Annotated in this window: 9 protein-coding genes; all 9 read left to right on the top strand. The window is 36.1% G+C overall.

Annotation, left to right across the window (positions count from 1 at the left end; all coding sequences use genetic code 11):
* Positions 1 to 8 precede the first annotated feature (8 nt).
* Entirely contained in the window at positions 9 to 1,187 is a 1,179-nt protein-coding gene (locus HMPREF1135_RS08755) for a MalY/PatB family protein (RefSeq protein WP_007594306.1), read from the top strand.
* Between the two features lie 156 nt (positions 1,188 to 1,343).
* Complete coding sequence (gene lon, locus HMPREF1135_RS08750; protein ID WP_007594304.1) at positions 1,344 to 3,602, top strand: endopeptidase La; 2,259 nt, start codon at positions 1,344 to 1,346, stop codon at positions 3,600 to 3,602.
* Positions 3,603 to 3,668: 66 nt separating this feature from the next.
* The gene (locus tag HMPREF1135_RS08745; protein WP_007594302.1) at positions 3,669 to 4,838 is read left to right on the top strand and encodes an iron-containing alcohol dehydrogenase; all 1,170 of its coding nucleotides are present in this window, start codon (positions 3,669 to 3,671) and stop codon (positions 4,836 to 4,838) included.
* A gap of 119 nt (positions 4,839 to 4,957) precedes the next feature.
* The gene (locus HMPREF1135_RS08740; RefSeq protein ID WP_007594299.1) at positions 4,958 to 5,467 is read left to right on the top strand and encodes a QueT transporter family protein; all 510 of its coding nucleotides are present in this window, start codon (positions 4,958 to 4,960) and stop codon (positions 5,465 to 5,467) included.
* 287 nt (positions 5,468 to 5,754) lie between these two features.
* Positions 5,755 to 7,173, top strand: a complete 1,419-nt coding sequence (locus tag HMPREF1135_RS08735) for an S-layer homology domain-containing protein (protein ID WP_007594297.1) — start codon at positions 5,755 to 5,757, stop codon at positions 7,171 to 7,173.
* A 7-nt stretch (positions 7,174 to 7,180) separates the two neighbouring features.
* The gene (locus tag HMPREF1135_RS08730) at positions 7,181 to 11,611 is read left to right on the top strand and encodes a S8 family serine peptidase (protein WP_007594289.1); all 4,431 of its coding nucleotides are present in this window, start codon (positions 7,181 to 7,183) and stop codon (positions 11,609 to 11,611) included.
* Between the two features lie 693 nt (positions 11,612 to 12,304).
* Positions 12,305 to 12,481 (top strand): type II toxin-antitoxin system HicA family toxin, encoded by a 177-nt coding sequence (locus tag HMPREF1135_RS08725; RefSeq protein ID WP_007594287.1) that lies wholly within the window; start codon positions 12,305 to 12,307, stop codon positions 12,479 to 12,481.
* Between the two features lie 49 nt (positions 12,482 to 12,530).
* The gene (locus HMPREF1135_RS08720) at positions 12,531 to 12,959 is read left to right on the top strand and encodes a type II toxin-antitoxin system HicB family antitoxin (protein ID WP_007594266.1); all 429 of its coding nucleotides are present in this window, start codon (positions 12,531 to 12,533) and stop codon (positions 12,957 to 12,959) included.
* Positions 12,960 to 13,211: 252 nt separating this feature from the next.
* On the top strand, positions 13,212 to 13,449 hold a 238-nt coding region (locus HMPREF1135_RS08715; protein ID WP_007594263.1), incomplete at its 3' end, for a DUF1722 domain-containing protein.

Raw genomic sequence — 13,449 nt, 5'->3', positions numbered from 1 at the left:
GGGGTTATATGTACGATTTTGATAAGATCATAGACCGAAAAGGTACAGACAGCTTGAAGTTTGACTGTGCAAAGCTTAGAGGTAAAAAAGGTGACGAGCTTTCACTCTGGGTTGCCGATATGGACTTTCCTGTGGCACAGCCGATTACAGACGCTTTGCAAAGAAGAGTTGACCATGGAATCTACGGATACACGGAAGTACAGTCCGACTATTTTGAAGTGGTAAAAAACTGGTTTGTAAAGAACTTTTCATGGGAACCTAAAAAAGGTACATTAGTTAAGACACCGGGAGTGGTATATGCCATAGCAATGGCTGTAAAGGCATTTTCAAAAGAAGGAGACGGTGTTATCATACAGCAACCTGTATACTATCCTTTCAGTGAGATGATACTCAGCAATAACAGAAAGCTTATCAACTCGCCGCTTGTAATTAAAGACGGCAGATATGAGATGAATTTTGAAGATTTTGAAAAGAAGATAGTGGAAAATCAGGTAAAACTTTTCATACTTTGCTCTCCACATAATCCGGTAGGTAGGGTTTGGAGTAAGGAAGAGTTAAAAAGAATAGGTGATATCTGTATTAAGCATAATGTGGTAATCTTCAGTGATGAGATTCATGCGGATTTTGTATATCCCGGAAATAAGCATACGGTATTTGCTTCATTGGGAGAGGAGTATGCGGCAAATTCGGTAATTGCTACAGCACCAAGTAAGAGCTTTAATATAGCAGGTCTTCAGGTTTCAAATATTTTTATAGAAAATAAGAAGCTTAAAGATGCTTTTAAAAATGAGATAGTAAAATCCGGATATTCACAGATGAATACTATGGGACTTGTAGCTGCAAGAGCTGCTTATGAGTCAGGACAGGAATGGCTGGATGCTGTAAGAGAGTATATAAAGGGAAATCTCGATTTCCTTAGAGACTATTTAAAAGAGAATATCCCACAGGTAAAACTTATAGAGCCGGAAGGCACATACCTTGTATGGGTGGATCTTAGAGAGCTTGGTCTTACCGAAGAGGAGAGAGAGGATCTGATAGTAAATAAGGCTAAACTTTGGATCGACTCAGGCGCAATGTTCGGAGTAGACGGAGAAGGATTTGAGAGATTTAATATCGCATGTCCGAGAGAATATTTGAAGATGGCACTTGACAGCTTGGCAAAAGCGATTAAAGGTTTGCAGAATTAATTTTACAAAATCTAATTATCACTTGACGGATGAGAGTGCCAGTGATATAATTTAGCCATATAGATGGGGAGGTTGTAAACAAGCCATTGTTTCAACCTCTTTTTTATAAATTCACTTTAGCACTCTTTAATAATAAGTGCTAATAAAGGAGGTTATATGATATTAATACCGACATATAATACGGTGGTTTTACCGGGTTCAAAAATATATTTCAGAAAAGACTATTTACAGGAGGCCGGTGTAGATAAGATATCTGTTGGCGAAAAGGTAACATTTCTCTACCTGAGAGAGCCGAAAGATAAAGATATTACAATGGAAGATATCTATCCTATAGCTGTTGCGGGACAGGTGCTGTCTGTAGATGATGAGGGTGGTGCCAACCTTGAGGCATTTAACAGAATAAATGTTGAATATATAGACTTTGATACTCAAAATGTTATTGGAGTACAAAGACCTGAGATAGACGATTTGGATCCTAATGATGCAAATGCAATGCTTGTCGGACTTAGAGATGAACTTTTAAGTTATGTTACCAAGTTTCAATGGGGACTTATGGCAAGAGGCTATGTACTGGCATGGAAGAATATGAATGAGGTGATGGTAGGACTTTCGCCTTTTATGAATATTACTCCTGAAGAAAAGTATGCTGTGCTGTCGGAGGATTCAACCAAAGCAAGAGCTGAGCTTATAGCTCAGTATGCCAGAGAGTTTATGGCTATAAATGAAGTAAGTGAAGAGGCAAAGCAGGCACAAAAAGAGCTTCATGAGAAGGCTTATAGGGAAGATGCTATCAAAAAGCAGATAAATTTCCTTCAAAAAGCCTTGGATGAGATGCATCCCGAAAACATTTCCGAAGTAAGAAAGTTTGAAGAAAAAATAGAAAACTCCGGAATGAATGAGACTGCAAGAAAAGAAGCCGACAATGTGCTCAATCGAATGAAGCAGGAGGGTAAGGACAGTCATGAGTATGGACTTCTTTACAATTATTTGGATTTTGTCACTTCTCTACATTGGAAAAAAGAAGAGCCGAAGGATATAGAGCTTGATAATGCTATGGAAGTCCTTGACAGAGAGCATTATGGACTTAAAAAGGTTAAAAAGAGAATTATAGAGCAACTGGCGGTGATGTCTCTAAATAAAAAGCAAAGCGGTTCAATACTGCTCTTTGTAGGTGCGCCGGGTACAGGTAAGACCAGTATCGGAAAGAGTATTGCAGAGGCACTTGGCAGAGAGTATGTAAGAATCTCACTCGGCGGTGTAAGAGATGAGGCAGATATCAGAGGACATAGAAGAACCTATATAGGTGCAATGCCCGGAAGAATAATGGACGGTATGAAAAAGGCAGGTACATCAAATCCTGTAATGGTACTGGATGAGATTGATAAGCTCGCATCATCATACAATGGAGATCCTGCAAGTGCACTTCTTGAAGTACTTGATCCCGAGCAAAACAATACTTTCACAGATCATTATATGAATGTACCGTATGATTTGTCAGATGTATTATTTGTATGTACCGCAAACTCTCTTGATACCATACCGGGACCACTTCTTGACAGAATGGAAGTAATCAGATTTACAGGATATACTGCACTTGAGAAGTTTTCTATTGCAAAGGATCATTTGATACCTAAGGCAAAGAAAAAGGCAGGTATCAGTGAGGACAATCTTATAATAGAAGATGAGACCATAAAAGCGCTTATAAACGGATATACTATGGAAGCCGGAGTACGTGGATTAAAGAAGCAAATAAGTGCTCTATGCCGACATGCCGCAGTTGAGCTTGTTAAGAACAATAAAGAAATATTGGATGTAAAGCCGGAAGAATTACAGGATTATCTTGATCAAAGACCTGTCAGACATGAGGGAATCTTAGAGAAGAAGCAGGCAGGAGTAGTTACAGGTCTTGCATGGACTGCTGTAGGCGGAGAAATACTCTTTATCGAGACAATACTTACAAAAGGCAAGGGCAAGGTGAAAATCACAGGTCAGCTTGGTGATGTAATGAAGGAGAGTGTGGATATTGCACTCAGCCTTGTAAAGTCTATGTATCCTGAAAGCTATGAAGTATTTGAAAAAAATGATATTCATATCCATGTACCGGCAGGAGCGGTACCAAAGGACGGACCGAGTGCAGGTATTACAATGACTACAGCGCTCTCATCACTTGTAAATAATATTCCGGTATCACCCGAGTATGCCATGACGGGAGAGGTTTCTCTAAGAGGAAATGTAATGCCAATAGGCGGACTTCCGGAAAAACTTATGGCTGCCGCCAGAGCGGGAATAAAGAAAGTATTTATTCCTGATGAGAATAAGGATGATTTAAAAGAAGTTGCAGAGGAAGTTTTGAATGAGCTTGAAATAATACCTGTAAAAAGAGTTGAAGATGTACTGAGCATTGTATTAAAATAAAGCTAATATTATAGGGATTTTGAAAATATAATTCCCCTGTTGTGTATATGAAAAGTGGAGGTACATATGCTTAGTTTCAAACATGATATTCCTACCAAATTGTATTTTGGTGAGGGACAGATTAAAAGACTGGCAAAATCATTGGAGCCTTTCGGTAAAAATGTTTTGCTTGCCTATGGCGGCGGCTCAATCAAAAAGACAGGGCTTTATGATGAAGTGATAAAGATTTTAAAAGAGAATAATTTCAATATCACCGAATGTGACGGAATAGAGCCAAATCCAAGAATAACTTCAGTAAAACGTGGAGTCAAACTTTGCAAGGAGCATAATATAGATGTGATCTTGGCGGTAGGTGGAGGAAGTACCATTGACTGTGCAAAGGCAATAGCGGTAGGATATTACTATGAGGGTGATGATCTTTGGGAAATGGTAAAAACAAGTTTTAGAAGAGCAAAAGCACTTCCACTTGTAGATATACTTACACTCAGCGCAACAGGTTCGGAGTTTGATGCCGGAGGAGTAATCTCAAATCTTGATACAAATGAGAAATTGGGTGCGGTATATACATATCCTGCAGTAAGTATATGCGATCCTACATATACTTATACGGTATCACCTTATCAGACAGCTGCAGGTAGTGCGGATATAATGAGCCACATATTTGAAGGATATTTTTCAAGAACACCGGACAGCGATTTAGCTGACGGAATAGCGGAGACTATATTAAAGTCCGTTATGAAAAACTGTAAGATTGCACTTAAAGATCCTACAAACTATTCTGCTAGAGCAAACCTTATGGCTAATTCTTCAGTAGCCTGCTCGGGAATCCCTGAGTATGGTAAACAGGAAACAGGATGGCCATGTCATGCAATGGAGCATGAGCTCTCCGCATATTATGATATTACTCATGGAGTAGGTCTTGCTATTTTAACCGTAAGATGGATGCGCCATATTCTTAATAAAGATGCAAGTGCTACAGAGAGATTTGTAAAATTTGCAAAGAATGTAATGGGACTTAGCGGTGATGATGAGAGAGCGCTGGCATTTGCCGGAATAGATGCACTTGAAAATTACTTTAAAGAAACAGGTATTCCTATGACTCTTACAGAGCTTGGTATTGACGATAAGCATTTTGTGGCAATGGCTGAGCATGCAAATACCGGAGGATATTTAAAAGATGCCTTCGTAGAACTTACAAATGAGGACATAGTTGAAATCTATAAGGCATGTTTATAGTATAAAACATATGGATACCGAGAAAACACTTGATTTATTCTTTAAAATACCGTAAAGTATCTAGCGTACTTGGTGAGTTCGAAACCTTCCTCACCTAAAACAAAACTAAAGGAGAAGATATGAAAAATACTACAACAAAAATGATGGCACAGGGTGCAGTCATAGCGGCAGTATATGTAGTGCTTACACTTGCATTTGCCCCTATCAGCTTCGGTGCTATCCAGTTCAGAATTTCTGAGGCACTTTGTATTCTGCCGTTTTTTACAGTGGCGGCAATACCGGGAGTAAGTATAGGATGCCTTTTGGCAAATATACTTGGCGGAGCGGCACTTCCCGATATTATATTCGGAACACTCGCTACACTTATAGGTGCAATATTAAGCTATAGACTCAGAAGTATTTCAAAATGGTTGGTATGTGTACCCCCGATACTTGCAAACGCAATTATTATTCCGTTTGTACTGAAGTATGCTTACGGTTTACCGGATTTGATACCTTATATGATGCTTACAGTAGGTGTTGGAGAAGTCCTTGCGGTAGGTGTTTTAGGTAATTTATTGATGCTTGCTCTTGAGCCGAAAAGTTCATTTATTTTCGGTCATGAAAACAAGGTCAGCCAAAAAGCTTAGAAAATAAAATTTTTTATAATGAATATCCTGACAAAGTCACAAGGACAAAATGCCTTGTATTTGTCGGGATATTTTTGTTTTTATTTAGAGATTAATTTTTTTGAAAAAAAATATGCATATTATTTACATTTCACTTTTTCCTGATATAATTTACTACAATATGTATATATAGATATTGTTTAGCCAATAAGTGCGATTAAAAAAATTAAAGTGCTTTATCTTCTTATGTCCGGATAAATTCAGAAGATAAAACACTTAAAAAATAAAATCAGGAGAAACAAATTAGTATGAAAAAAGCAATAAAATTTACTTTGTTGTTAAGCATAGCTATATGTGTTCAATTATTTTTTATTGCTCCAATTGCAAAAGCGGAGCAAAAAACATATACGGATAACGAAGTAAATATCAGCAAAAGAGACTTGATTATATTACTTGAAAAGCTTTCAGGCAACTTGGGATCCGACATAGCGGACATAGGAAATTACGCAAATGCGGATGAAGAGTATGTTAAAAGCTCTATAGAGAAATTAAAAGGACTAAATATAATAGATGAGCATGTATCATTTGCCAATCTTTATGAAAGTCCTAAAAAGGAAGAGGTCTATTACCTACTTGCAAAGTATATAGGTATTGAAGCGGCTGAGGGTAAAACAGCTTTTATTGATGACGAGAAATTACAGTCATGGTCAAGAGGCTATATAAAAGAACTTGAAAACCTTGGTGTTGTTGAAGGAAAAGATAAGAACTTTGAGCCCGGTAAAGTGTTAAACAGAGGTGAGTTAAGGGATGTAATTAAAGAGCTTTTCCTTACGATCATCAATACCTCTCAAAATTTTAAGGCGGATGAAAACAATAAGTCAAAGGCTTTTATAGTTGTCAATACCAATGATGCCGTTATAGAAAATATAAAAATACAGACTCCGATACTTATAAACCAAAAGTCGAGTAACGGAAGGTTAAGGATTATAAATTCAGATATAAGTAAAATATATATTGCCGCAGGAAGCCAAAACTTTGAGGTGCAACTTTCAAACTCAAAGTTACAATCGGCAAAAAGCCTCGGTAAAAATATTTCCTATACAAATTTGGGACCTGACGGGAAGGTAGGACCTTTGCCAAATCCGGAGGAGTATAAGCCTGAAGGCGGAAGATCGGTTAAGAGGATAATAAAGGGAAGTAGAAGTAACGGTTCATCAGACAGTTATTTCGGAAGCAATAATCAAAAAGAAAATAAAGCTCAAAGTGACAAAGAAACCGAAGAAAAAGTAACACCACAAAATAAAGATACAGTTAAGCCGGAGGAGAAAAAAAGTACCGGAAAGATTACTGAAAATAAGAAAACTCAGAGTGAAGTACTGCCCAAAGTAAATGAAGGTACCCCTAATGAAGGCGAAAAAAACAGTGCAGCGGAAAATTTGAGTGAAGACTTTATAGTACTGAACGAACATTTATATGCGGATAAAACATTAAAATATAAAGCCGTTAACGGAGTGATTCTTGAAGACAAAGCACTTATAGGACTTAAATTAAGCGGAGAAAATAACGGAGTAAAGCTTAATGTAAAGTGGGAAGGTGAGAGTCTTAATCAGGTGAAAAACGCTCAAAAAGGAGAATATAGGCTTGCTGTAAGCAGCTTAGAGGATCTTGTAATCAACGACAAGAACTATGGCAAGATAAAATTTATAGTTAAAATAATTATAGAATAGGTGATTTATGAATAGAATAAGTAAAAAACTTGCCTTGTTTTGTGCCGTACTTCTTATAAATCCCTTGGTTTCTACAGCTAAGCCGGGATTTGCGGCACAAAATAACGGGGACAGAGTTTCAGAGTATGTAAAAGAGGCAGATAAAAAATTGAATTCGGCTGATAACGATGCCGAAAAAAATGAAGATAAGCCGAAAGAGCTTAGGCTTATAATAGAGCTTGATAAGGACTCCTTGATAGAAGAAGCCATAAATAAAGATATGGACTATGATAAACTGGATGATTCCTTTATAGATGAAAAAAAGCAGGAGCTGAAAGAAGATCAGGATAAGCTTGTAAAAGATATAAAAAATGAGGATATAAAGGCGGATACTAAGGAAGTAAGGCACTATGATACAGTATTTAACGGTATATCACTAAGTGCCGATGCGACTGAGATAGAAAAAATAGAAGCGCTTCCCGGAGTAAAAAGTGTTTATGTATCACAGGAGTTTCAAAGACCTTATCTTAAGTCATCCAACAGTATAATAGGTTCGGGATATGCGTGGAATACACTTGGATATAAAGGCGAGGGAAGTGTTATTGCGGTAATAGACTCAGGTATAGACTACAGACATAAGGCACTTAGACTGGATGAATCTGTACATCCTATGTATACAAAGACAGATATAGAAAAGATTATAGCTGAAAACGGATTAAAAGGCTCTTATTATTCGGATAAAGTACCTTATGGCTATAATTATTATGATTTTAATAAGAACTTACGTAACAGTTACGGTGTAATGCACGGTATGCATGTATCAGGAATAGCTGCCGCCAATGATATTGAGAGCGGGACTTTCGGAGTGGCACCTAATGCACAAATACTTGCGCTTAAGGTATTTTCAGATGACCTTGAGTATCCTACAACTTTTACCGATATTTGGTTGAAAGCCTTGGATGATGCTATAACATTGAAGGCCGATGTAATAAACTTAAGCCTGGGAACGGCAGCCGGATTTTCAATGGAGAACAGAGCTTATCCGGAAAATGAGGTTATAGAAAAGGCAAGAAAAGCCGGGATAGTAATTTCAGTTGCTGCCGGTAATGACGGAAATATTACTTCCGGAAATATAAATAATGTGGAGCCTTTAAAAGAAAATTATGATACCGCTTTAATTGCAAATCCTGCTGTAAATGAAGGAACTATAGCGGTTGCATCTATGGAAAATACTAAAAGGCATATGTATGTCATAAGGTGGAAGGACAGCTGGGATGCCTATGTAAATGAAGAGATGGATTTGCATAAAGGAGAAAATCCGAAAAAGATTATAAGTGCAGATATATTTGATTTAAAAAACGCTAAGCAAGAGCTTATTAAAAAAGAAAATATAGAAGGTAAGCTTGTACTCTTTGAGATTCCTACAACAAAAGACAGCTTAGGATTCGGTGATAAACTTGAGGCAATAGCTGAATTAAAACCTGCCGCCATTGTTTTTTACAACAACAGGAGCATGGCTGAGCAGATAGGCGGTAATCTTGAAGTTCCGGGTAATGCGGGAAAGCTTACCTGTATCCGTATAAAAAGAAGTACCTATGATAAGTTAATGGAGGAATACGGTTATAATAATAATCTGAGACCTGAGATATTTACTGAAATGACGGATGTCGACAATGTAGCGGGAGGAAGCGTTTCAAAGTTTTCTTCATGGGGGCCAACTCCGGATCTTAGAATTAAGCCGGAGATAACCGCTCCGGGAGGACATATATACTCAATTGTTGAGGACGATAAGTACAAGGATATGTCCGGTACTTCAATGGCTGCTCCTCAGGTAACGGGAGCTACAGCCATACTTAAACAATATATAAAGGCAAAGAATATACAAACAGATAACAGTTCGGAATTTATAAAACTTTTACTTATGAATACCGCAACTCCTTTAAAGGATGAGGGAATATTTGAAGATATACCCTACTTTGTAAGACAACAGGGAAGCGGTGCTCTAAATATTGAAAATGCCTTAAAAACCACTGTAGTAGTAAGGGCACAGGGAACCAATGACAATATAGCCGACGGAAAGCTCGAGCTTAAAGAACTTAAGGATAAAAGGTTTGATGTCAAACTCAGTCTTGAAAACTTTGGTGACAGTACAAAAAGCTATGATATAAATTCAGTTGCACTTTATGAGCCCACAGACGGTACATATAGGTTGCAAAGATCTGAAATATTACATTCAAATGAGTCTAATATAAGCAGAGAGATAAGCGTGGAAGCACATTCATCCGCAAGTATAGATTTCACTATGGATTACTCGGATGCGGAAAACCTTGAAGAGGATAACTTTATAGAAGGTTTTATAAGTCTTAAGGACAAAGAGGGTATATCAAATCTTAATATACCTTTCCTCGGATTTTACGGAGATTGGGGTAAACAAAGAGCTATAGATGCATTTCAGCTTCCTGAGATCGGAAGTGAAAAAAGAAATGTACAATTTTTTGTAAATAAAAATGCCGGAGTAAGCTCTTCAATGCTTGGAACAAGTATGATGCTTAAACTTCCACTGTACAATAATGAAATATATTTTTCGCCGAACAGTAAGTACTATCCCGATGTTGCGGCAAGAATAGCACCACTCAGAAATATGGAGCAGGTAGAGTATTCGATACTTGATGCGAAGACAGAGGAAACTTTAAGAGTTTTAGGAGTTTCAAAGCAGGTAAGGAAGCTTAGCAGACTTTCGGTCAATAAAAGCTTTAAGTTTATGCCGGAGTCGGTATGGGACGGAAAAATCGGTGAAGGAATTGCAGAGGACGGTACCGAGTACATATATTGTATAAAGGCAAAGCTTAATACTAATAATGTAGGAGGCAACGGAGAACAGGTCTATAAATTCCCTGTGCGTGTGGACAGCATGGCTCCGAATCTAAGCACGGCTAGTGAAGTGCAGGTGAATGATATTGACGGCAATATGAAGGAGATAGTATTTAATGTTCATGATAAGGGCATAGGTATAGAGAATGTATATTTGCAGTCGATAAGATATGCACAGGATGATAAGGCCGATACAAGTATAAGATACGGAAAATCCTTTGTTATAAGATTCCAAGATGAACCTGTGAAGGACGGAAAGGAACTTGTAAAAGTTGAAGACGGCAAGCTTAATATACCTGTAGAAGCGGTACCGGACAGTCCAACCGCAAGAGGGGAAGTATATGTTTATACCAACGGTTACAGAAATTCGGATATTGAAGTACATTGTCCGTATTTTGCGGATACTTCAGATCTTATAATAGATGCCGTTGACTATATGGATAATAAAAGCAGAACCACTCTTTCAGATGTCAGAGAAGGCAATTATAATCAGATTAATTTCCTTAACTTTTTTGACTATATAAGCAATAAAAATGCAAGCGTTTATGTAAACGATATAAAACTTGATGATATGACTTACAGTCTGATAGAAAAGGAAGCGGTGATTAGGATAAAGTTGGCGGATGAAGAGTCACATTTGCATAAACTTACTTTGAAACATGATAATATCGAAGAAAATATAATTTTGGATAATAAAGTAAATTCCGAAATATCAAAAAAATATAATTTCAAATATGATGAGGACAAGCTTTGTTATGAATTTACAATAAATCCTGTTGAAACAAGCTTTGATATTATAACAGTATTTAGAGACGGAAAGCCTATGCAAAATACTCATGAGAGAATAGAAGAAGCAGGTATTACAGATATTACAATTAATAATGCTACCGCATCAAATGCGGAAAGAAAGCCATATCCTGCAGTATTCCTTAAAACACCTGAGTTTTTTGATGTACTTGGCAATACAGAAGGTGAAGAAAAGCAGATAGATGTATCAGGTTTTGTAGGATATGTGGACGAGGATGACAGTGTAGAAAGTGTGCAAATAAAGCTTGTAGATAATGAAGGAAATGAACTTTCAAGTCCGATAAATATAGGAAAAGAGGATCTTGTAAAAAGCAATATTATCTACAAAAAGAACGGAAATGTAATATATAAGGGAGAGGCATATTCTTTTGAAAGTAAACTGAAACTTGAAGCATTTAATGTTAATATAAAAGTTGAGGTAAGTACTAAAAACGAAAAATCGGCAAGTATGGTAAGAAGATTATTCTACGATAAGATAAATCCTTTTATTGATTATAAGGTCTATGAAAGAGAGCTTGATTCCGATACGGTAAAAATAAAGGTTCGCTCACGTGATAATTCATTTAAATTAAGTCTCTATAACGGAGACTCACTTATAGATACTGACGATAAAACCTCAATTTCTTATATTGAAGGTAAAGACGGTAATACTACGCAGATAGTTACACAAATAGAAGTTCCGCTAAAAGAGGGGCAAAACAGTATAAAAATAAGTGCCATAGACCTTGCCGGCAATAAATCGGAAAAGACCATATATATTTACAGAGCAAAAAATAATTAGTACATAAAAAGGAGAGTCGAGTAAGGCTCTCTTTTTTATATTTTGCACAATCTATCTTGCCATATATCGACCGAACAACTATTCCATATTGCGTGTAAAGCGTTTGAGGGTTATAATTTATATAAAGACGGAGAAAGGAGAAATTTATAAATAACTTTTATAAATGATAGTTTAGCCATCAAAGTCCCCAATATAAAAGTTAAAATTCTAAAATTCAATTTCTATGAAATAAACCTGTCAATCTGCAGAACAGGAAATCATAGTATTCTAAATGATTATTCAATCTGAAAATCCCAAATACGATTTTTACATACAAAAATATATAAAAATACTACCTAAAGCAAAGCCCACGCAGGTTATAGCGAGTATATAAGTTGCAGACAGATATGTTTTTATATATTTTATAAAAACCGTCTGAATCCATGTAAAAATCAAATAAAGAATGGTTTATAACTGCGAAGTATCAATGAAAGAAGTGTCACAGTTAAGGCTTACTAGGTAGCCGCTCATTGATACCTAACATATTGAAAAATAAAGAAAGCCATGTAAGTATAACTGTCAGGATATGAGATATATTTTGGCAGTTTTTGTATTAGATATTTATATTGTTGTTTCTTGAAAAAATAAATAAAGTAAAAATATTGACAAGTACGCATAAAGTACGTACAGTATAAATGATATCAGGAGAAAGTGATGAAGCGTAGAGATTTAATAAGAAAGCTGGAAGAGGCAGGATTTAAACTCAAACGACATGGAAAAGAATATGATATTTTTGAAAGAGGAGAAGATGAATCTGAGACAGTACCAAGACATCGTGATATAAATGAAATCACTGCAAAGGGGATATTAAGGAAATGGGGAATAAAATAGATACCAATCGAATTTTGTCAAGATGTTTAAGATTAAAAGGAGTAAGAAAATGAGAGTTGTATATCCAACATTGATTGAGAGGTCGGATGATATTTACTTAGTATTTGTTCCGGATTTGATGATATATACAGAGGGCAAAGATCTGCCGGATGCTATTGAAATGGCTAGAGACGCTATAAGCTTAAAGTGTTTAAGTATTGAGGATAGCAAAAAAGAAATTCCGGGACCGTCAAATTATGAAAAGGCTATAGATTTAGCTAAGAGTATTCATGAGGGTGAAAGCTTCGATTATACAAAAGGTATAATTACAACTGTAGATGCAGACTTAACAAGATACAGAAAAAAACTGGATAAGAAAATGGTTAGGAAAAATTTGACTATACCGAGTTGGATGAATGTTGAGGCAAAACGGTTGAACTTAAATATTTCAAGAGTTTTACAAGATGCACTTGAAGAAAGGTTTCATGCATTAAATTAGTATATATAAAAGAAAGCCATGTAAGTATAACTGTCAGGATGTTAGATATATTTTGGCAGTTTTTTTATTGGAAGTTGTGATTAATCAAAGATTTGTTTTTAACTTTTGACTATATTATTATAATTATATTTGATACAATATGACGATATAAGTTTTGAATCTGTTTAATCTTACATAAGTTATTATGATATTAAACATTCAATTATTTTGAAAGAAAAGAGAGTATGAGTTATAAAAATATAAGGAAAGAATGTGAAGAGTTATGGGCAAAAAAAATACTATGTACTGAGTAAATCACATAAGGAATATCTCCGGATAAGAGAGTACCTGAAAGGGAATGAATTGGATGCTTCATTTCTGAAAGAGAAAATACAAAAAATAAAAGACATGAATGAGAGCAGGAAAGATTTCAGTAATGCCGTTCTTCATGTGTGGGGATATTTAAAAAAAGATGCAAGTGCCATAGAAAAACAGGAACTGTTTGATAGAT

This window comes from Lachnoanaerobaculum sp. OBRC5-5, from assembly GCF_000296385.1.
In the GTDB taxonomy this organism is placed as follows: Bacteria; Bacillota; Clostridia; order Lachnospirales; family Lachnospiraceae; genus Lachnoanaerobaculum.
Note: the sequence above shows the minus strand (reverse complement) of the source record. Positions and strands in the feature narration are given on the sequence as shown.

Excerpts from the sequence above, each read along its gene's own strand:
- HMPREF1135_RS08745 (WP_007594302.1), top strand. The coding sequence starts at position 3,669 with ATGCTTAGTTTCAAACATGATATTCCTACCAAATTGTATTTTGGTGAG.
- HMPREF1135_RS08725 (WP_007594287.1), top strand. The coding sequence starts at position 12,305 with ATGAAGCGTAGAGATTTAATAAGAAAGCTGGAAGAGGCAGGATTTAAA.
- HMPREF1135_RS08735 (WP_007594297.1), top strand. The coding sequence starts at position 5,755 with ATGAAAAAAGCAATAAAATTTACTTTGTTGTTAAGCATAGCTATATGT.
- HMPREF1135_RS08755 (WP_007594306.1), top strand. The coding sequence starts at position 9 with ATGTACGATTTTGATAAGATCATAGACCGAAAAGGTACAGACAGCTTG.
- HMPREF1135_RS08740 (WP_007594299.1), top strand. The coding sequence starts at position 4,958 with ATGAAAAATACTACAACAAAAATGATGGCACAGGGTGCAGTCATAGCG.
- HMPREF1135_RS08730 (WP_007594289.1), top strand. The coding sequence starts at position 7,181 with ATGAATAGAATAAGTAAAAAACTTGCCTTGTTTTGTGCCGTACTTCTT.
- lon (WP_007594304.1), top strand. The coding sequence starts at position 1,344 with ATGATATTAATACCGACATATAATACGGTGGTTTTACCGGGTTCAAAA.
- HMPREF1135_RS08720 (WP_007594266.1), top strand. The coding sequence starts at position 12,531 with ATGAGAGTTGTATATCCAACATTGATTGAGAGGTCGGATGATATTTAC.